The following is a 20,150-nucleotide window of genomic DNA, read 5'->3' as shown; positions in this document are numbered from 1 at the left end:
GTCGATGTCGAGCTCGTCGTCCTCGTCGGGGAGCTCGTCGGGGAGCTCGGCCGGCTCGTCTGCGTCGGCGCTGGTCGTGCTGCCGCGTCGGTACCGGGCCCGGTGGGCGTCGAGCGGGGCCATCGCGGTGATGAAGCGGGCGCGGGAGGCCGGGTCGTGCTTCTTGACCCGGCCGCCGAGCACTCGACCGTAGTCGGCGATCGCCTCGGCGAGGGCCGCGACGCGCTCACCGACGGCGGGGGCCTCGGCCTCGGAGTCCTCGTCGAGTCCGAGGCCCTCGCCGAGGGCGAAGTGGGCCTTTCGTACGGCGACCATGAAGCGCTCGCCGGCCAATTCGACGAGGGTTGGTCGAGCTTTTCTCGCTCGATGCGTTCGAGCAGCATGCGGCTGTGAAGCCACTCGACCTCGTAGGTGGAGGTCAAAAAGGACAGACCCGTCGGGAACAAGCTCGCGAGCAAGTCCGCCGCGCGCTCGGCATCGGGGTCGCAGGCCGAGCCTCGATTTTCGCGTTTTGCGCGGTCTCGGCTTCGCGCGGACCCCGAAGGAGCCGCTCCGCCAGGTCGTGGCGGCCGGGCGACCCTCGCAGGTGGAGCGGGGTCCGCGATCCACGCGATCTCAAAGCCCGAAGCTCGCGCGCGGCGCCGACACTCAGCCCTCGAGCAGGCTCACCACCCGCTGTCGCAGCAGCTCCCCGTCGCGCTGGCCGAGCTCGTAGGTGGCGGCGATGTTGTCGGGCGAGGTGTAGTCCCAGGTCGAAACCGGGAGCTCGTCGGCGGGCGCGAGGTAGAGCACGCGCCCGCCCTCGGGCAGGCGCAGCCACCGACGCGCGACCTTGCTCGGGCTGCTCAGCAGCACGAGGATCCGGCCCCTGCGGGCGGCCTCGGGCAGGGCCCGGATCGGGGCGTTGTCGATCAGCGCGCCGTCGAGGTAGCGACGTCCGCCGCGATGCAGCAGCGGCGTGACCGGGGGCGTCGACGAGGACCGCACGACCCAGTCGAGCAGCTGATCGGGATCCATGGCGTCGGTCGAGCGGACGATCTGGGCGCCGAGCCCCGGCGGCGGCTTCAGTGGGCCGTGGAGGCGACCGGCGCGGGCTCGTCGCTCGAAATTTCGCAGCGCGGCCAGCCCGGTCCGCAGCGCCGGGCGGCCAGCGGTGAGGTAGGACATCAAGATGTGAACGGGCTCGGCCCGACGGATCGCCGCGAAGCCTCCGTCGGCCATGATGAAGCGCAGGGTCCTGCGCACGATCGAGTCGTGGGGGAAGACGGGGCCGCCACCGAACACGCGGCCAGGATAAAAATTGCGCGGGTTGTTGGCCGTGACGTCGAGGAAGTACTCGTAGCACTCGTCGACGCGGCCGCTGACCCGGACCAGGCACATGACCGCGCCCGCGCTGGTCCCTGCCCAATCTTGCACGGGCGGGAGCAGATCGTCGAGCGCGCGCAGCACCCCCATGCCCCAGAAGGTCTTGCAGCCGCCGCCAGCGAGGACGACGGACAGACCGGAGCTGGGCTCGTCGGCCATGGCAAAACAATAGCAGCGTCGGCAGCCTGACCAAGGCGCAGATCGGCCGCGCGGGACCCAAACCCTGAGCTCGGCTGGCGCTCGCCGCCGGTTTGGCCGCTCCGTGGCCGCGCGCGGGCGGCGGTCCAAGTTCTTGCTTGCGCTCGGGCCTCGTGAGCGCCAAAAAAGCGATCAATGACCTCCGAGGCCAACCCGCTCGTGCGCGAGCGATTCGACATTGTCTTTGCCGAGATCGAGGCGACCCAGGTCGAGCCCGCGATCGACCAGCTCCTCGCCGAAGCCGAGGCCGAGCTCCAGGCCATCGTCGCGCTGCCGCCCGGTGCGGGCGCGACCCGGACCAAGGCCAACACCCTCGACGCCTTCGAGGAGCTCGGCCGCGGGCTCGAGTGGGCGATGGGGATCGTCGGGCACCTCGAGTCCGTCGCGACCACGCCCGAGCTGCGCGCGGCCTACGAGCTCGTGCAGCCCAAGGTCAGCGTGTTCAGCTCGCGCGTGTACCAGCACCCGGGGCTCTACGCGGCCCTGCGCGAGTTCGCCGAGACCGCCGAGGCCCGCGAGCTCGATCCAACCCACGCGCGGCTGCTGACCAAGCTGCTCGACGCGTTCCGGCGCAACGGCGCCGAGCTCGACGACGCGAACAAGCAGCGCGTCGCCGACATCGACGTCGAGCTGGCCCAGATCACGACCAAGTTCAGCCAGCACGTGCTCGACGCGACCAACGACTACGAGCTGATCATCACCGACGAGGCCAAGCTCGCCGGGCTGCCCGAGAGCGCCCGCGCGGCGGCCAGGGTCGCGGCCGAGGCCAAGGGCGTCGACGGCTGGCGCTTCACCCTCCACGCGCCCTCGATGATCCCGCTGCTGACCTACCTCGACGACCGCGAGATCCGGCGCGAGGTCTGGCTGGCCTACGCGACGCGGGCGAGCAGCGGTGAGCGGGACAACCGCGGGCTGATCGAGCAGATCCTGCGCCTGCGCGCGGACAAGGCCGCGGTCCTCGGGTACGAGAGCTTCGCCGACCTCGTGCTCGAAGACCGCATGGCCAAGCGCGGCGCCACGGCCCGGGCCTTCATCAACGATCTGCGCCAGCGGACCGAGCCCTTCTTCGCCCGCGAGACCGCCGAGCTCATCGAGTTTCGCGCCGCCACCTTGCGCGAGCGGGGCGAGCCCGCGCCCGCCGAGCTCGCCGGCTGGGACGTGTCTTACTGGGCCGAGCAGCAGCGCCGGGCCCTCTACGACTTCGACGAGGAGCAGCTGCGCCCCTACTTCGGGCTCGAGGCCGTGCTCGACGGGATGTTCGAGCTCGTCCACCGCCTCTACGGCATCCGCGTCGAGCCGACCGACGCGCTCCCGACCTGGCACCCGGACGTCCGCACCTATCGGGTCTGCGAGGGCGAGCGCGAGCTCGGCAGCTTCTTCGCGGATCTCCACCCGCGCGAGGACAAGCGCGGCGGCGCGTGGATGAACCACCTGATCACCGGGCTCCCGAGCGAGGGCCGCCCGCACCTGGGCCTGATCTGCGCCAACCTCAGCGAGCCGCTCGGCGACAAGCCCGCGCTCTTGACCCACCGCGAGGTCGAGACGGTCTTCCACGAGTTCGGCCACCTCCTGCACCACCTCCTGAGCGAGGTCGAGGTTCGGAGCCTCGCGGGCACCAACGTGGCCTGGGACTTCGTCGAGCTGCCCTCGCAGATCATGGAGAACTGGTGCTGGGAGCGAGCGTCGCTCGATCTGTTCGCGCGCCACCACGAGACCGGCGCGCCGATCCCCGACGAGCTGTTCGACAAGATGATCCGCGCCCGCAACTTCCGCAGCGCCAGCGCGATGATGCGCCAGCTCGGCTTCGCGAGCCTCGATCTCGCGCTCCACCTCGACTTCGCGCCGCGGCTGCTCGCGGGCGACGAGCATGAGCCGGTGCTCGCGTACGCCAACGCGCAGCTGCAGCCCTTCTCCGTCGCGCCGCTGCCCGAGAACTACGCGATGATCTGCGGCTTCACCCACCTGTTCGCGTCGTCGGTCGCCTACGCCTCGGGCTACTACAGCTACAAGTGGGCCGAGGTCCTCGACGCCGACGCCTTCGCGCAATTCAAGGACGCGGGGGTGTTCAGCCGCGAGGTCGGCCAGCGCTTCCGCGAGCTGATCCTGGCCCGGGGCGACAGCCGCGACCCGGCCGAGCTCTACCGCGAGTTCCGCGGGCGCGACCCCGATCTCGACGCGCTGCTCGAGCGCTCGGGCCTCGGCGAGCGGGGGGCAGCGTGAGCGTGCGTCACGACGCGCGGCCTCGGATCGCGCTGACGGCCTGCATCCTCCACGAGGATCCGGACCGGCGGCTGTTCAAGGGCAAGGCCCTGCAGTTCAGCGAGCAGAAGATGGCCCACGCGGTCTGGCGCGGGGGCGGGCTCCCGATCCAGCTGCTGGATCTGCGCGAGCGCGAGGCCCTCGAGCAGGCGATCGCGGCCTCCGACGGGCTGCTCTTGCAAGGCGGCGCCGACGTGGCGCCGAGCTCCTACGGCGAGGAGCCGCTGCGGCCCGAGTGGAGCGGCGACGCGGTCCGCGACCGCCACGAGCTCGCCGCCGTCGAGGTCGCGCTCGCGCTCGGCAAGCCGATCTTGGGCGTGTGTCGGGGCATCCAGCTGCTCAACGTCGCGCTCGGCGGCAGCCTCTACCAGGACATCCAGACCCAGGTCGCCGACAGCCTCGTCCACCGCGACTGGCACCAGTACGAGGGCATCGAGCACGGCGTCAGGCTCGAGCGCGACTCGTGGATCTCCGCGGTCTTCGAGGGCGAGCAGTTCACCGATCCCGAGACCGGCGGGCCCGGGCTGCTGACCAACACGATCCACCACCAGGCGCTCAAGCAGGTCGCGGACACCCTCGAGGTGTCGGCGCGGGCGCCCGACGGGATCGTCGAGGCCGTCGAGGACATCCGCGGCGATCGTTGGGTCGCGGGGGTCCAGTGGCACCCCGAGTGGCTCGACGGCTCGGAGGTGGGCGGCCCCCACCGCAGCCCCGGCAACCCGGTGTTCGAGCGCTTCATCGACGCCTGCCGCGAGCGGGCGTCGGGCAAGTGAGCTGGGCGTGAGCGGCGGGCTCGTGCGCGTGGGCTTCGACGAGGCCGGGCTCGGGCCGACCCTCGGCCCGCTGGTCGTGGCCGGCTTCGCCACGCGCTCGACCAAGGGGGCGAGTCGAGGGGCGGGCAGCCCCAGCGATGATCTGCGTGGGCCGCTGGCTGCAGCCGTCGGGCCCCCCGGGGTCCGCGACGGCCGGCTGGAGGTCGGCGACAGCAAGAAGATCCACACCGGCTCGCGCAAGCTCGCGCGGATCGAGCGGACGGCGCTGGCGACGGTCGCGTGGATCCACGGCCGGGTCCCGGGCAGCGTCGCCGAGCTGCTCGAGCTCGTCGGCGTGGGCGAGTTCGAGCTGGCCGAAGATCGCCGCGCGCCGTGGTGGGCGGCGCTCGACGAGGCGCTGCCGATCACGAGCGAGCGCGGGGCGATCGAGGCCGCGAGCGCGCAGCTGGCCGCGGCCGCCCGCGCGGCCGGGATCACGCCGCTGTGGTACCGCGCCGACGTCGTCGGGGCGGCGCGGGTCAACCGTGAGCTCGAGGCCGAGCACGCCCGCGAGGGCACCAAGAACACCTGGGCGACCCACGCGGTCCTGCGCATGGCCAAGCTCGCCCTCGACGAGATCGACGCGCGGCGCTTCGCGGTCTGGTGCGACAAGGCTGGCGGTCGCCAGGCCTACCTCGAGCCGCTACACCGGGCCTTTCCCGAGCCGAGCGCGGGCGGGGGCTCGGTGACCCTCGAGCGGATCGGCGAGCGCCGCGACCTCAGCTGCTACGAGCTGAGCCTGTCGGGGGCCGACGCGCGCGAGGTCGAGCTCGGCTTCGTGATGGGCGGCGATCGCCTGGACCCGCGGATCTCGTGGGCCTCGATCCTGGCCAAGTACCTGCGCGAGCTGATCCTGCGCGCGTTCAACCGCTACTTCATCGCGCGCGTGCCGAGCCTGCGCGCGACGGCGGGCTACCCCCAGGACGCGAAGCGCTTCATCGCCGAGGTCGAGGCCGCGCTCGGGCGCGAGCTCGGGCTCGAGCGCGAGCAGTGGATCCGTAGCCTCTAGCAGCCCGCTGCCAGACCTCGCTGCCAGACCTCGCTGCCAGACCTCGCTGCGCGAAAAATCGATCACGGCGAGCTTTGGGCTCGGGCCAGGGGCGGCCACGAAGGCCGAGGTCGAAGCGTCTGGGCGTGTTAACATCGCGGGCGTGATCGAAGCTGACGCGATCGTGATCGAGGCTGGCGAGCAGCTGGCCGTTCGCTGCGGGGCGGTCCTGGTCTGGATCACCGCGGGGCAGCTCGACGACGCGCCCCTCGTCGAGCTGCGTGACGGGCTCGAGGCGATGGCGCGCGACCAGCCCCAGGGGGTCGCGCTGCTCTTGGTCGCGCTCGGCGAGGGCGAGCTGCCCAAGATCAACACGCGGCGACGAATTGTGCGGGGGCTGTCCTCGCTCGGCGATCGGCTCCAGGCCGTGGCCGTGTCCTTCGAGGGCGACAAGCCGTGGCTGGCGCAGGCGCTCTCGACCTTCGAGGCCATCTTCGCCGAGGTCCGGGCGCAGGTCCGGGCCACGGTCGTCGGTGACCGGTTCCCGATGCGCGTGTTCGGAGATCGCATGGAGGCGGTCGTGTGGCTCGGTGAGGTCGTCGTCGGCCCCGATCAGCGCCCGATCGAGACCGAGGGGCTCGCGACCGTCATCGACGAGACCTGCGCCCGGCTCGAGGACCCCCGCTAACTTCACAAGATACAAAAGCGGACCATGAACGCGCGGCAGCGCTCGAACAGCAGCTCGACGACCGCGGCCGCGGCGTCGTCGAGGCACGCGGCGTTGTCGTGGAGCTCGCGGTAGATCGGCGAGGTGTCCCGCTCTTCATAGTCGAGCACGCGCAGCTGCTCGCGAACCTCCGCGTTGGCGAGGGCGGCGAGGAAGCGGTCGAAGCACAAGAAGGGCTCGCGCGCGAGCTCGGGCGCGCCAAAGTGGTCGAGCGCGCCAAACAGGCGCAGCAGCGAGGGCCAGCCGACGCGCGAGGCCAGGGCCACGTCGCGCGAGGCGTCGTCGTCGATCGCGTCGACGGCCCAGCACTGCAAGGCGAGGTTGGCGAGGTGCCAGAGCTTGCGTGAGTGACGAAGCTTGAGCACGCGGATCGCCCAGCTCTTGTCGAGGGCCTCGACCTTGTGGCGATAGTCCATGCACAAGGTCCGGTAGTAGCGGTGAAGATCGTTGCCGAGCGAGGTCAAGAAGCGGCCGCGAGAGATCTGGGCGTCGGCGTAGGCCCGAAACACCGCGCGCTTGGTCGCCCGCCCGGCGCCGCCGAGCCACGCGCCCTCGGTCAGCAGCAGCGCGCGGTAGGTCAGGGTCTCGTTGGTGTCGGCGTGGCCGCCGATGTTGTCGGTCAGGCTGCGCAGATCCACGGCCTGAGCGAAGGTCTTTTGGGGCACGTCAAAGGACTCGGCCAGGCTCGCGAGCACGCGCTCGCGCTGGGCCTCGGCCGCGGCTCGACCGACCCGGGCGCCGTCGTACAAGAACGCGAGATCGAGGTCTGACTCCGGCGAGGCCTCGAGCCGGCCCAGCGATCCAAACGCGAAGGTCGCGGTCGCGCGCCAGCTGTCGGGCTCGGGCTGCGTGAGCGCGGCCAGGCGCGCGCGGGCGAGCTGAAGCTGGCGACGCGAGAACCGCTCGGCCGTGAGGATCGCCGGGACCTGGGCGGGGGTCAGCCCGACGTCGGGTAGACACTCGGCGAAGGCCGAGGGCACGGCGGCGGCCGCGTTCGGAGAGGAGCTCGAGCGCATGTGCTTGGGTGGCCCCATGGGCGTCAGCGACGATGCTACCTGTCGAGGAGCTCGCGGACTCGCTCGAGCAGGGCGGCCGCGCGGAAGGGCTTCTCGATCAGCTCGATGCCGCCGAGCGCGGCGATCTTGTCTTTGGCCAGCTGCCCGTCGGTGAAGCCGCTCATGAACAGGATCTTGGCGTCGGGCTCGACGACGCGGAGCTTGGCGGCGAGGTCGAGGCCGCCGAGGCGCGGCATGACGAAGTCGGTCAGGACCAGGTCGAGCGCGCCCTCGTGGCTCGCGCACAGCTCGAGGGCGCCCGCGCCGTCCTCGGCGGTCAGCACCGTGTAGCCGTGCATCCGCAAGATCTGCTCGACAGTCCGGCGGACCGGCGCCTCGTCCTCGACCACGAGCACGGTCTCGCCGCCCTCGCTCAGGCTGGGGTCGGGGTCCTCGGTCTCGGCCCGCGCGGGCTCGGCCCGGGTCTCATTGGCGACGCGCGGGAGCCAGATCTCGAAGGTGGTCCCGGCGCCGAGCTTGCTGGTGACGGTCACGAAGCCGTCGGACTGCTGCATGATGCCGAGGACCGTCGAGAGGCCGAGGCCGGTGCCCTCGCCGACGCCCTTGGTCGTGAAGAAGGGCTCGAAGATGTGGGCGATGGTCCGGCGATCCATGCCGGAGCCGGTGTCCGTCACGTCGAGCACGACCCAGTCGCCGGGGGGCACGGCCTGGGGCTGGGCTGGAGCTGGCGCGTCGAGGCGCACGCCCCGGGTCGTGAGCCAGACCTTGCCGCTCTCGCTCGCGTCGCGGGCGTTGATGACCAGGTTGAGGATGACTTGCTCGAGCTGGCCCGGGTCGACGCGGACCTGGCCGAGGTCGTCGGCGAGCTTGACCGAGAGTCGGTGCGCGGCGCCGAGCAGGCGGTCGAGGATCGTGCCGCTGCGGCGGACGAGCGCGTTCAAGTCGAGGGTCTCGGGCTGGAGGACCTGGCGGCGCGAGAAGGCCAGGAGCTGGCGGGTGAGCGAGGCGCCGCGCTCGGCGGCCTCGCGGATGATCCGGACCTCGCCAGCGCCGCTGCGCGCGAACCCGTCGGGATCGTCGTCGGCGTGGGCCCGCATCCGTGACCCGAGCACGTCGGACGAGCCCAGGATCGTGGTCAGGAGGTTGTTGAAGTCATGCGCGACCCCACCGGCGAGCTGGCCGATCGCCTCCATCTTTTGGGACTGGCGCAGCTGGGCCTCGAGCTGGAGGCGCTGGGCCTGGCCCCGCTCGCGCTCGGCGATCTCGGCCTCGAGTCGGGTCTTGGACACGGCGAGCTCGTCGGCGCGGGTCCGGAGCTCGGCGTTGAGGGTCTTGAGCTCGTTGTAGTAGCGGGCGTTCTCGAGCGAGATCGCGGCCTGCGAGAGCAAGATCTGGAGCACCTCGGTGCGCGAGTCGGTGAACGCGGCCGCGGCGTGCTCGTTCTCGAGGTAGAGGACCCCGACGAGCTCGTCTTTGTGGCGGATCGGCGTGCACAGGACGGACTTGAGCCGGCGCCGCGCGACGTGGGGGTCGTCGGTGAAGGGCCCGCGTCGATGGGCGTCCTCGAGGACCACGTTCTCACCGCTGCGGAGCACGTGGCGGACGATGCCGACGGCCAGCTGGGCGTCGGACAGCGGCCGCTTGTGGTCGACCTCGACCTCGTCGAGGTCGCTGCTGGCCGCGGCCTCGATCCGAAAGTCGTCCTCGGCCTCGAGGATCAAAAAGCCCCGGTTGGCGCCTGCGTTGAGCAGGATGATCCGCATCATCCGGGCGAGCAGGCGATTGAGATCGATCTCGCTCGAGATCGCCTGCGACGCGCGCGTGACCGTGGCCAGGTCGAGGGCCTGGGAGCTGCCGGTCCCGGCCCAGGGCTCGGAGGTCACGCTGACGTGGCGGCCACGCAGGGGCAGGGTCAGCTCGCGGAACATCTCGGGGAACTCGGCCTCGAGCAGGCCGAGCTTGGTTCGCGCGCCCCACCGGCGGTAGCTGGTGATCGCGGCGCCGAGGAAGGGCAGGGCCAGGCGTCGGTTGCCGCGGGTGATCCACATCCGCGCGGCCAGCTCCGAGGCGAGGGCGTGGACGTGGACGAAGCCGTGGTCGGCGGCGCACTCGATCGCGCGCTCGTAGAGGTCGAGGGCTGCGAGCATGTCGCCGTCGAAGCGGGCGAGCTCGGCGGCCACGAGCAGGCGGCGGTGCTCGAAGTTCTCGGGCGCGCTCGCGGCCCACATCGCCATCTGTTGTTGGTTGTGCTCGATGGTCGCGAGCGCGAGCGGGCGGCGGTGCTCGGGGCTGTCGGGCAGCGCAGCGACGAGCGCGAGCGAGTGGTAGAAATTGCGGTCGGCGAGCGCGACGTGGCCGATCGCGTAGGGCAAGAACTCCTTGCTCGCGCTGATCGACGCGATCGCGCCCGCGGGGTCGCCGTGGAGGTACTGGACCTGGGCTCGGTAGATGTGATGGACGCAGATCGCGATGTAGCTGTGGCTCTGGCGGCAGCTCGCGAGGAACTCGGCCTCGAGCGCGCCGAGCTCGCGGACCTCGCCGGGCGGGCGGTCGCTGAGCAGCGCCGCGACGATCAGCTGGATGCTGCGCACGACGTTGGCGGCGTAGACGTGGTTGATCTCGTGCAGCTGCGGGAGCGCGCGGGCGAGATCGACCTCGAGCCGGGTCAGCAAGGCGCCCGAGAACATGTGCAGGAGCTGGCGCTGGTACTGGATGTAGCCGACGAACTGCAGCTGACCGGACTCGGCCGCGGCCTTCTGCCCGCGGTCGTTGAGCGCCTCGCACTGGTTGACGTGAACCCGCCACGGGAGCAGGAAGCCGGCGACGATGTTGGAGGCCCGGGCCTCCTGGGCGAGATCGCTGTACTCGCGCGCGAGCGCGAGCGCGAGCTTGCCCCACTCGTAGGCGGTCGCGTGGTCGCCGAGCACGGCGCCGACGAAGGTCCCGTGGTGGGCGTAGCCAAACGCCGACTCTGGCAGCGAGCCGTGGACCAGGGTCAGGTTGACCAGGGTCAAGGTCACGAGCGGAAACAGCCGGTAGTCGGCGCTGTAGGCCGCGCTCATCATCGTCGAGAGCAGCCGCGCGGCGCTCATGGTCTCGCGGCGGCTCATCTTGGGCAGCCGGATCAGCGACGCGACCGCGCGGCCGCCGAGGAGCTCGCGGTACTCGGCGAGCGCGGCGGTGAGGGCCTGGTCGATCGCGTCGTCGCCCTCGGGCAGGGTGATGTCGACGAGCGCGAGGGCCTGGCGCCCGGTCGAGATCGCCTCGGCGTAGTTGGTCGCCATGGTCTGCTGAAGGACCAGGAGGTCGAAGAGCTCGACGCGGTCGACGGGGTCGCGGGCGTGGTCGAGCGCGGTCGTGATCCGCGAGCGCGAGGCCTCGATCTCGTCGCAGAGGTACTCGGCGATCGCGAGCTGGCGATAGAGCCCGAGCGCGAGGGTGTAGTGCTCGCGCCACGACACACGCCCGACGGCGTCGGTGCCGGGGGCCTCGGCCATCGCGTCGATCAGCGCGAGGCACTCGATCCCCGTCCGCAGGTAGCGGACGGCGGTCTCGTAGGCGGTCGCGGCGTGGGCTCGCTCGCCAGCGATGCGGGCGAGCTCGGCGAGCCCGGCGAGCTCGGCGGGGTCGGCGATCAGCGCGCGGCCGGTGTCGAGGTGATCGACGATGTTGAACACGCGCTCGCTGAGGCGGTCTTGGGGGGTGTTGGCGAGCAGCATCCGGCCGATCCCGAGGTGCGCGGCGGCCCGCTCGTCGGGCGGCAAGAGGGCGTGGGCCGCCTCGCGCACGCGATCGTGGACGAAGTCCCAGCGCCCGTCGTCGCGCAACAAGATCATGCCCGCGCGGGCGGCCGCGCGAAGGTCGGTGAGCACCTCCGGGATCGGGACCTCGTTGATCGCGGCCACGGTCTCGTGGACGAAGGAGCCGCCGAGGCACGCGGCGGTCCGCAGGGCCGCGCGGGTCGAGTCGGGCAGCTGGCGCAGGCGTCGAGCGAGGAGCTCGCCGACCGACTCGCTGGCTTGCATCTGGCGCAGCCCGACCTCGTCCCAGGACCACGTGACGTGGTGCAGGAGCTCGAGGTCGCCGTCGAAGTCGGGCGCGGACTCCTCGTGCTCTTCGGCGGTCAGCAGCTTCTCTTCCCACGCCATCTGGAGGAAGGTGCGGACGAACAAGGGGTTGCCCGCGGTGCGCTCGACGACGAGCTCGGCGAGCTCGCTCGAGCGCGGGGGCGAGCAGCCGAGGGACTCGGCGATCAGCGCCTCGACGTCGGCGACGCCGAGCGCCCGGAGCGGGAGCTCGACGACCGACGCGCCGCCCTGACGGAGGTTGTCGAGGGTCTGGCGCGTGGGGTGGGCGGCGTCGATCTCATCGTCGCGGACCGCGGCGATCAGCATCAGGTGGCTCTGCTCGTCGTCGCTGGCGAGCAGCTCGAGCAGCGCGAGGCTGCCCGGATCCGCCCACTGGAGGTCGTCGAGGAACAAGGTCAGCGGCTGGCCAACGCGGGCGCAGGCCCGGACGAAGCGACGAAACACGAGGTTGAAGCGGTGCTGCGACTCCTCGGGCCCGAGCGGCGCGACGGCGGGCAGCGACCCGACGATCGGCTCCATCTCGGGGACCACGTCGAGCAGGATCCGGCCGTTGATCGCGAGGGCCTCGCTCAGCCGCGATCGCCAGCTGCGAAACTCGTCCATCCCGGCGCCGAGGATCCGACCCGCGAGGGTCCGGAACGCGGTCGCAAAGCCCTCGTAGGCCGCGCGGCTGCCGAGCTGGTCGAACTTTCCGCTGACGAAGGCGCCCGCGCGATCGCGGAGCCGGCTCTCGAATTGACTGACGAGCGCCGACTTGCCGACGCCGGAGCTGCCCGAGACCAGCACGACCGAGGGCCGGCCGCGCTGGGCCTTCGCCCACGAGCGCTCGAGCACCTCGAGGTCGTGGTCGCGGCCAAACAGGCGCTCGGGCACGCGCAGTTCGGGCCCGCGGTCGTGGGCTCCGAGCTCGAACTCCGAGGCCGTCGCGTCGCGCGTGAGGACCTCGCGCAGACGGACGAGATCGTGAAACAGGCCGCGGGCGCTCTGGTAGCGGTCTTCGGGCGCCTTGGCGAGCAGCTTCATCACGAGGCGCGAGAGCTGCTCGGGGATCTCGCCGCGCACGCTCGTGGGCGCGTCGGGCAGCTTGGCGAGGTGACAGTGGACCAGCTCGAGGGCCTCGGTCGCGGAGAAGGGGACCTGCCCGCACAGGAGCTCGTAGAAGGTCACGCCGAGGGAGTAGAGATCGGCGCGGTGATCGAGGACTCGGTTCATGCGCCCGGTCTGCTCGGGCGAGATGTAGGCGAGCGTGCCCTCGAGGCGGTTGGGCGCGACGGTCAGGCGCTCGCCGTCGTCGAGCCAGGCCGAGACCCCGAAGTCGATGAATTTGAGCTGCTCGCCGCTCGCGTCGATCAAGATGTTGCGCGGCTTGACGTCCTTGTGGATCACGCCCCGCGCGTGGATCGCCGCGAGCCCCCGGGCGAGCTGGATCGAGATGTTGAGGAAGCGGTCGATCGCGAAGCCGCGCGCGGGGACGCGCTCGGCCAGCGAGATGCCGTGGAAGTCCTCCATGACGATCGCCGCGGCGTGGCCCGAGGTCTCGAACCCGATGTAGCGGACGACGTTGGGGTGGGTGAAGCCCTCGCCCATCTCCCACTCGCGCCGGAGCCGGGCGATCGCCGATGAGCTCGGCCGACTCGACGCCAGGGTCTTGAGCACCACGGACATGCCGTCGCGTTGACGACGCGCCCGCAGGATTCGCGAACGGGATCCGGCGTGGATCAGCGGCCCGGGCTCGAAACCTGGCAGAGTGGACACAGCGGTAGTTTAGCCCCCAGCTGCACCCCAGACCGTGCTTTGCGCGAGCGCAAGCCTCGGGGGGTGCGTGACCGTGAGGTCATGGTTTGGCCTGGTTGGGCACGAGCTTCTCACGCAGCACCGTGCGGATCGTGGCGACATCGAAGGGCTTGTCGATCAGCCGCGCGTTGACGCGCTCGATAAAGTCACCAGCCCGCTCCGTGAACGCGCCCCCGGTCATGAATACGATTCGATCGAGCATCTCGGGGTGACGCTCGCTGATCTGCTCGTGGACGTCGCGACCCGTGACGTCGGGCATCATGATGTCGCAGAAGATCAGATCGAATTTGTTGTGTTCGTCGAGCAGGCGGACGCCCTCGCGGCCGCTGTCGACGACGGTGATGTCGTGCTCGGGCAGCGAGCGAACGAAGCTGCGGCCGATGTTGGGCTCGTCGTCGATCACGAGCAGCCGCGCCCGCGGGATGCTCTTCTCGCGCTTGCGCCCGGGCGTGGGCCCCTGCGGGCGGAGCACGGCGTCGGCTGGGGCGGGCGGCAGCCTGACCTTGAAGCTGGTGCCCTCGCCGACCTCGGACTCGACCTCGATGACCCCGCCGATGTTCAGGATGATGTCGCGGCAGATGTAGAGCCCGAGGCCGGTCCCGACCCCGACCGGCTTCATGGTCACGAAGGGCTCGAAGATCCGGGCGATCAGCCGCTGCTCGATGCCGCTGCCGCTGTCGGTCACGGTGACCTCGGCGTGGCCGTCGGGCCCGGTTGTGGTCTCGAGCCGGATCAGGTTGTCGTCGGCCGCGCCCTCGGGGATCGCCTGGGCCGCGTTGACGATCAGGTTGAGGAACACCTGGCCGAGGCGCGAGGAGTTGGCCAGGACCAGGGGCACGTCCATGTAGTTGCGCTCGAGCTGAGCGCGGTGGCGGATCTCGTTGATCGCCATGCGGACCGAGGAGTCGAGGACCTGGCGGACGTCGACGGGCTGGACCTCGTCGCTCGAGCGCGAGAAGGTCTTGAGGTCGCGGGCGATGTCGCGGACTCGCCTCGCGCCATCGGCGGTCTCGCGCAGGAGCTGGAGCGTGTCTTGGGAGCAGAGCTGGTCGCGGGCGGCGTCGCCGTGCTCGCCGTTGGTCGCCTTGTCGGCGCGCTTGCCAAGGATGTGGAGGTTGGCGAGCACGTAGGTGAGCGGGTTGTTGATCTCGTGGGCGACGCCAGCCGCGAGGGTGCCGATCGAGGCCATGCGGTCCGAGAGCATCAGCCGGGCCTGGAGATCTTTGCGGTCGCTGGTGTCGAGCATGACCCCGTCCCAGACCACGGTCCCGTCTTCGGTCCGGACCGGGCGCGACTGGGCCTGGAACCAGCGCACGTCACCCGAGGGCATGATGATCCGGCCCTCCCAGGTCCAGAGGCTGAGGGTCTGGGCCGAGCGGGCCAGGGAGTCGCGCAGATCCTCGCGGTCTTCGGGGTGGACGCGGTCGGTGAACACCCGCGAGTCGGCGAGCACGGCCTCGGGGTTGATCCCGAAGGTCTGCTCGGCACTCTGAGCCATGAACGTGAAATTGAACGGCGCGTCGGGATCGCGCTGCTCGAATTGGAGCAGGACCCCCGGGATGTTGGACGCGATCCGGCTGATCCGCTCCTTGGTCGAGGCGAGCGCCTCGCGCGTGTCACGGACCTCGGCGGTGCGGACCTCGACGAGCTTGGCCAGCATCGCCCGGTGGAGGTCGTTCTCGGCCTGGAGCCGGCGATTGTCGTCTTGCAGCGACTTTACCCGCGCGGCCGAGGCGACGACCTTGCGGATCTTCGAGCTCGAGACCGGCTTGGAGATGTAGTCGTAGGCGCCCGAGCGGACCGCGCTCGCGGCCGTCTCGACGGTCGGCTCGCCCGTGACCAGGATGACCTTGATGTCGGGCCAGCGCTCGGCGATCGCCTCCATCAGGGACACGCCGCTGCGTCGGGGCAAGATGATGTCCGAGACCACGACGTCGAACTGCCCCTTGGCGTCGCTGCCTGCCTCTCCGGTCTGCTCGCTGGCCTTTTCGCTGGCCTTCTCACCGGCTTTTTCGAGGGTCGCCAGGGCTTGATCGACGTCCTCCGCCGTCTCGACTTCGTGGCCATCGTCACGAAGAAACAGGGCAAAGGTACGACGCAAGCTGCGTTCGTCGTCGACGACGAGGATTCGGGCCATGGGCGGGTACGCAACACACGCCGCGAACCGGCGTGACCGATTTTCTCGGTGCGGCTCAACGGGTATAACATGACAAGCCGAGTCGCCGACACGATGGATTCCCCGGATGACGAGGCCGCCGAGGGCCCTGGGACTGGACAGCCACAGACCGGGGCCGTGGGGTCGAGCGCCGCGCTCGAAGAATTGGCGCGGACTCGCGCGGAGCTGCGGAGGGCCCGCGAGGACCTCGATGTGTTTTCGCAGCTCACCGCGGGCTACTGGTGGCTGGCCGAGCGCGTGGCCCACGATCCGAGCCAGGGCTACGCGATTCGAGCGTGGACGACCCGCAGCTTCACCCGCACGACCGGGCATGACCGGGACTACGTCGAGGGCCTCGCGCGCGCGGCCGACGTGCACCCCGACGACGCCGACGCGTTCGCGCGCACCGTCGACGCGCTGATGCGCGGCTCCGCCGACGGGGGCCGCGACCAGGCGGTCCACGAATTTCGCCTGTTCGGCCGGGACGGCTCGATCATGTGGGTTCGCCAGCGACTCGACGGTCGCGGCGAGGGGCTCGGGCGCCGGATCTACGCCAGCGGCGAGCTGATCACCGAGCGCAAGCGAACCGAGGACGCGCTCGGCCACGTCGAAGCTCGGTTCCTGTCGCTCGTCGAGCACGCGCCCAACGTCATCGTGACCATCGATCTCGAGGGCACGATCTTGTTCGTCAACCGTCAGGTGCCCGTCGACGGCCGCGAACCGTGGGAGCTCATCGGCTCGAGCGTATTCGAGCTCGCCGGAGGCCAGAGCCGCGCAGACCTCGAGAACGCGATCGCCGAGATTGTCGCGCGCAAGGGGGCCCATGAATTTGCCCTGCGCGGGATCGTCTCGAGCACGGACGACTCGGATCCGCGCTGGTACGAGGTCCAGGGCGCGCCGGTCATCCGTGGGGGGGCGGTCGTCGCGATTACGATGATCCTCACCGATGTCACCGAGCGCCGCGTCGCGGAGATAGCGCTTCGCCGCTCGGAGTCGCGCTGGCGCTTCTTGTGGGAGAACGTCCCCGATCGCATCACCGAGCTCGACGCGGACGCGCGCATCGTCGTGACCAACCGATCGGTCGACGGGCGTCGGCCCGAGGAGCTCTACGGCTCCGACGTGTTCGAGCATCTCGGGATCGAGGGCGCGGTCGCGCTCCGGCGCGCGATGGAGCTCTCCATCCGCACGAAGGAGCCGGCGAGCTACGAGATCGGGGTGCCCGCTTCGGAGCCTGGCGACCGAGATCGCTGGTGGTCCCAGCGGGTCGTCCCCTACGTGGAAGGTGACACCCGGGGCTTCTTGCTGATCGGCACCGACATCAGCGATCGCAAGACCGCCGAGCAAGAGCGCGCCAACCTCGAGGCTCAGCTGCGTCAGCAACAGAAGTTGGAGTCGATCGGGACCCTCGCCAGCGGCGTCGCCCACGAGATCAACAACCCGATCCAGAGCATCATGAACTACGCGGATCTCGTCCGCATGCGTGCGGAGCCGGGCGGGGCGGTCGCCGACTTCGCCGGCGAGATCGTCGCGGAGACCGAGCGGGTCGCGACGATCGTGCGCAACCTGTTGGCCTTCGCGCGGCAAGAGAAGGAGCACCACAGCCCGGCGCGGATCTGCGACATCGTCGAGTCGACGCTGACCTTGATGCGCGCGGTCCTGCGCCGTGACCACATCCTCTTGCGCCTCGACGTGCCCGAGGAGCTCCCGCGCATCAAGTGCCGCAGCCAGCAGATCCAGCAGGTGTTCATGAATTTGTTCGCCAACGCCCGCGACGCTCTCAACGCCCGCTACCCCGAGTACGACGACGAGAAGTGGATGGCGATCGAGGCCCGCGTGATCGAGCGCGACGGCGAGCAGTGGGTCTCGACGACCGTCGAAGACCACGGCGCCGGGATCTCACCGGATGTGATCGGTCGGATCTTCGACCCCTTCTTCACCACCAAGGGCCGCGACGAGGGCACAGGCCTGGGCCTGTCCGTCAGCCACGGCATCGTCCGCGAGCACCGCGGCGAGCTCGAGGTCGAGAGCTCGCTGGGCCAGGGCACCCGCTTCCACATCCACCTCCGCGTGGACAACGGCTGGGGATTCGAGAGCGTCTAGCAGCCCGGGGTGCTAGCAGCCCGGGCTGCTAGCCTTCACGGAGCCTTTCAAAAGGGCCCCCTCGAAGACTAGCAGCCCGGGGTGCAATGCCTCGCGCCGCCTCGCTTGGCCTCTTCGCCGAGGGCTTTGTCGCCAAAACTTGCAGTACGCCCGGTACAGCGGCGTTTTGGCTTCGCGCCCTCGGCGAACATTCCGGCGCGAGGCGACACGATGCATTGCACCCCGGGCTGCTAGCTCCAGGCCAACAAACCCTGGCGGATGGCTTTGACGACGGCCTGGGTGCGGGAGCGGGCGGTGAGCTTGTCGAGGAGGGCGTCGACGTGGAATTTGACGGTGTGGGCCGAGATGCCGAGCTCCTCGCCGATCGCTCGATTGGACAGGCCGTCGGCGAGGAGCGCGAGGACGTCGTGCTCGCGGGGGGTCAGGCGATCGATCTCGGGCCGGGGCTCGGGTTCGGAGGGCGGGGACCAGGCGGCGACGATGGCGTCGGCGGGATCCTCGTCGAGCACGGTCAAGCCCCGCGCGGTCGCGAGGATCGCGGCGTGGAGCCGGTCGGAGTCGGCGTCGCGGCTGAGGAGGCCGCGGACTCCTGCGGCGAGCAGCGGCATGGGGGCGGTGGTCTCGGCGACGAGCGCGACGATCGCCGCGGGCTCGGACCCGCCGCTCGGATCGGGCTCGAAGGGGAGGGTGGGCAGCTCGTCGGCCGCTGGGTGTGACGGTGGATCCCAGATAATGACGGCGGCGTGGCTCGGGTCGGCGACGACCCAGAGATCGGCGGCGGAGGCGAGCCGGGCGCGGAGCGCGGCGGCGACCAGCGGATCCGCGCTGACGATGGCCACGGCCGTGGGCGAGGCAGAGGCAGAGGCAGCCAGAGACGGCGCGGCGTGCCGGAGGGAGCTGGGCGGATCGAGTGGCATGGGCTGGGCCTCATGTAGTTCGCTGGCCGCCCGCCGACGTTCCATTGCTTCGCCAAGCGGCCCGCAGATGCCCTTGGCGCCACGCTGAGCGCCGAGGGGCGTGGGATCGCCAGGGGCGGGGGAGGCGGTCAGACCGCCCGCAGCAAGGTCAAGGCGCTGACCGAGGCCGCGCCAGCCTCGTCGAGCGCCCGCATGCAGGCCCGGGTCGTGGCCCCGGTCGTGGTCACGTCGTCGAGGACCAGCACGCGGCGATCGCGAACGAGCTCGGGCCGCTTGACGACGAAGGCACCCTCGACGTTGCGCTCGCGGGCGGGGGCGTCGAGCTCGGTCTGGGGCCGGGTCGCGCGGGCCCGGGTGAGGACCCGGCGGCCGAGGGCCGGGGCCCAGCCGTGGCGGGCGTTGGCGTGGCGCAGGGCCCAGCGGGCCAGCTCCTCGCTCTGATCGAAACCGCGCGCGAGCCGGCGGCGCCAGTGCAGGGGCGTCGGGACCACGAGCTCGATCGGCTGGCCTTCAGGATCTTCGACGAGGCGGGGATCGTCCGCGAGCAGGCGCCCGAGGGGACCCGCGAGGGCCAGCGCGCCGTTGAATTTGAGCGCGACGACGGCACGAGCGAGGGGCCCCTCGTAGGTCCAGACTGCCCGAATGCGCAGATCCTCGGCCAGCGAGGGCGGCAGCCGTGCCTGACGTGGACGACAGCGAGAGCAGAGCGCCAGGGGCAGGTCGTGGCGGAGCAGGACCCCGCACCCGAGGCAGATCGGTGGAAACAGTGAGAGCCACACGTAGGGTCTTCGGCCCTGTTGGAGGTCGTTTTCACGCTTTTGGGACCGAAAATGAGGAGATCTCGCGAAGTGATCTCGGCAGTTTAGCCGGGCGTCAATGCGCAGCGAATGCGTCGGCCAGATTGAAAGTGCTGAATTCGGCCAGTCATGAGGGTCTAGCAGTGCGATCGAGAGATTTGTTGCAATTATGGGAACACTGGTTTGTGTTCGTGCCGTTTTGCGCTGCAGGGCCTAAAAGAATTAGAGGAGGTTTAGATGTCAATTCGCACTCCCTCGAGTTTTGGTGTTGGTGAGCTGCTGTTTTCATCCGCGTTCCGGATCACGCCCCAGGAAGTTGCTGGCTGGGAGCGGGCTCGGGTGCTCGGTGGCCGTGATGATCGGCCGGGCTTCCGCGTGCGCCTCGAGCAGCCGCCGGTGGCGGGCAGCCCGGTCCCCGAGGGCCTGGTCCTGGCCCGGGCCCTGAGCGCGATCGAGCGCTCCAGCGGGCTCGGTGGCTGTCGGCTCGAGCAGACCTCCGCGGGCAAGCTGCGCGTGCTCGGGCGGGTCAGCGTCGGCGAGCCGCTGAGCTCGATCGCCACGGTTCGCTACCGCAGCGTGGCTGGCGAGCAGTGCTTCTTGACCCTGGCCATCGAGATCCGCGGCGACGGTCGCAAGCTCGCCGAGGTCGAGGTCGGGGTCGAGGTCGTCGGCCCGGTCTGGGACCAGCCGCTCCAGCGTCGCTGGGGCCAGGCCGCCTGACAGTCTCCCAGGACCTGGGGGCCGAGCGAAGCGAGGTTGTCGGGCCGCAGGCCCGAGTCTTGGAGACGATAAAGATACCCCTTGGGCGCTAGCAGCCCGGGGTGCAATCCCTCGCGCCGCCTCGCTTGGCCTTTTCGCCGAGGGCTTTGTCGCCAAAACTTGCAGTACGCCCGGTACAGCGGCGTTTTGGCTTCGCGCCCTCGGCGAAAATTCC

13 protein-coding genes are annotated in these 20,150 nt (G+C 70.5%); 6 read left to right on the top strand and 7 right to left on the bottom strand.

Annotated elements, in window-relative coordinates:
* Positions 1 to 315, bottom strand: a 315-nt coding sequence (locus ENSA5_RS34180) for a hypothetical protein (protein ID WP_146156421.1), incomplete at its 3' end; no start/stop codon positions are given.
* A 333-nt stretch (positions 316 to 648) separates the two neighbouring features.
* A complete protein-coding gene (locus ENSA5_RS34175; protein ID WP_106395921.1) occupies positions 649 to 1,524 on the bottom strand; it encodes a patatin-like phospholipase family protein in 876 nt (291 codons plus the stop codon).
* Between the two features lie 174 nt (positions 1,525 to 1,698).
* Here ENSA5_RS34175 and ENSA5_RS34170 point away from each other — a divergent pair, with 174 nt between their 5' ends.
* The 4 genes from ENSA5_RS34170 (at position 1,699) to ENSA5_RS34155 (ending at position 6,310) form a co-directional block, all read left to right on the top strand.
* Entirely contained in the window at positions 1,699 to 3,783 is a 2,085-nt protein-coding gene (locus ENSA5_RS34170; RefSeq protein ID WP_106395920.1) for a M3 family metallopeptidase, read from the top strand.
* On the top strand, positions 3,780 to 4,595 hold the full coding sequence (locus ENSA5_RS34165; protein WP_106395919.1) for a gamma-glutamyl-gamma-aminobutyrate hydrolase family protein: 816 nt from the start codon (positions 3,780 to 3,782) through the stop codon (positions 4,593 to 4,595). The genes ENSA5_RS34170 and ENSA5_RS34165 overlap by 4 nt, the downstream gene beginning before the upstream one ends.
* A 7-nt stretch (positions 4,596 to 4,602) precedes the next feature.
* Positions 4,603 to 5,643 (top strand): ribonuclease H family protein, encoded by a 1,041-nt coding sequence (locus ENSA5_RS34160; protein WP_106395918.1) that lies wholly within the window; start codon positions 4,603 to 4,605, stop codon positions 5,641 to 5,643.
* A gap of 142 nt (positions 5,644 to 5,785) precedes the next feature.
* Positions 5,786 to 6,310 carry a hypothetical protein gene (locus ENSA5_RS34155; protein ID WP_106395917.1) on the top strand — a complete coding sequence of 175 codons (525 nt, stop codon included), beginning with the start codon at positions 5,786 to 5,788 and terminating at the stop codon, positions 6,308 to 6,310.
* Between the two features lie 2 nt (positions 6,311 to 6,312).
* On the opposite strand, the gene ENSA5_RS34150 is transcribed toward ENSA5_RS34155, so the two are convergent.
* The 3 genes from ENSA5_RS34150 to ENSA5_RS34140 all read right to left on the bottom strand — a co-directional run bounded on the left by ENSA5_RS34150 (position 6,313) and on the right by ENSA5_RS34140 (position 15,384).
* Positions 6,313 to 7,383 carry a nucleotidyltransferase family protein gene (locus ENSA5_RS34150; protein WP_106395916.1) on the bottom strand — a complete coding sequence of 357 codons (1,071 nt, stop codon included), beginning with the start codon at positions 7,381 to 7,383 and terminating at the stop codon, positions 6,313 to 6,315.
* 17 nt (positions 7,384 to 7,400) lie between these two features.
* Entirely contained in the window at positions 7,401 to 13,208 is a 5,808-nt protein-coding gene (locus ENSA5_RS34145; protein WP_106395915.1) for a protein kinase domain-containing protein, read from the bottom strand.
* A gap of 79 nt (positions 13,209 to 13,287) precedes the next feature.
* Entirely contained in the window at positions 13,288 to 15,384 is a 2,097-nt protein-coding gene (locus ENSA5_RS34140; protein WP_181198448.1) for a response regulator, read from the bottom strand.
* 93 nt (positions 15,385 to 15,477) lie between these two features.
* On the opposite strand from ENSA5_RS34140, the gene ENSA5_RS36675 reads away from it, so the two are divergent.
* The gene (locus ENSA5_RS36675) at positions 15,478 to 17,502 is read left to right on the top strand and encodes a PAS domain-containing sensor histidine kinase (RefSeq protein WP_181198447.1); all 2,025 of its coding nucleotides are present in this window, start codon (positions 15,478 to 15,480) and stop codon (positions 17,500 to 17,502) included.
* A gap of 230 nt (positions 17,503 to 17,732) precedes the next feature.
* Here ENSA5_RS36675 and ENSA5_RS34130 read toward each other — a convergent pair whose 3' ends face one another.
* Together ENSA5_RS34130 and ENSA5_RS34125 are read right to left on the bottom strand one after the other, a co-directional pair.
* Positions 17,733 to 18,341 carry a response regulator transcription factor gene (locus ENSA5_RS34130; RefSeq protein WP_181198446.1) on the bottom strand — a complete coding sequence of 203 codons (609 nt, stop codon included), beginning with the start codon at positions 18,339 to 18,341 and terminating at the stop codon, positions 17,733 to 17,735.
* A gap of 206 nt (positions 18,342 to 18,547) precedes the next feature.
* The gene (locus ENSA5_RS34125) at positions 18,548 to 19,198 is read right to left on the bottom strand and encodes a ComF family protein (RefSeq protein ID WP_106395912.1); all 651 of its coding nucleotides are present in this window, start codon (positions 19,196 to 19,198) and stop codon (positions 18,548 to 18,550) included.
* Positions 19,199 to 19,453: 255 nt separating this feature from the next.
* On the opposite strand from ENSA5_RS34125, the gene ENSA5_RS34120 reads away from it, so the two are divergent.
* Positions 19,454 to 19,936, top strand: coding sequence for a hypothetical protein (locus ENSA5_RS34120; protein ID WP_146156417.1), 483 nt, complete (start codon positions 19,454 to 19,456; stop codon positions 19,934 to 19,936).
* The last annotated feature ends 214 nt before the right edge of the window (positions 19,937 to 20,150 follow it).

It is taken from the genome of Enhygromyxa salina, from assembly GCF_002994615.1.
GTDB lineage: Bacteria > Myxococcota_A > Polyangia > Nannocystales > Nannocystaceae > Plesiocystis > Plesiocystis salina_A.
The sequence above is the reverse complement of the archived record's forward strand: the minus strand, read 5'-3'. Positions and strand labels throughout refer to the sequence as shown.

What these genes read in the sequence shown, in the direction of transcription:
- ENSA5_RS34120 (WP_146156417.1), top strand. Translation starts at nt 19,454, where the DNA reads ATGTCAATTCGCACTCCCTCGAGTTTTGGTGTTGGTGAGCTGCTGTTT.
- ENSA5_RS34150 (WP_106395916.1), bottom strand. Translation starts at nt 7,383, where the DNA reads ATGGGGCCACCCAAGCACATGCGCTCGAGCTCCTCTCCGAACGCGGCC.
- ENSA5_RS36675 (WP_181198447.1), top strand. Translation starts at nt 15,478, where the DNA reads ATGGATTCCCCGGATGACGAGGCCGCCGAGGGCCCTGGGACTGGACAG.
- ENSA5_RS34140 (WP_181198448.1), bottom strand. Translation starts at nt 15,384, where the DNA reads ATGGCCCGAATCCTCGTCGTCGACGACGAACGCAGCTTGCGTCGTACC.
- ENSA5_RS34170 (WP_106395920.1), top strand. Translation starts at nt 1,699, where the DNA reads ATGACCTCCGAGGCCAACCCGCTCGTGCGCGAGCGATTCGACATTGTC.
- ENSA5_RS34175 (WP_106395921.1), bottom strand. Translation starts at nt 1,524, where the DNA reads ATGGCCGACGAGCCCAGCTCCGGTCTGTCCGTCGTCCTCGCTGGCGGC.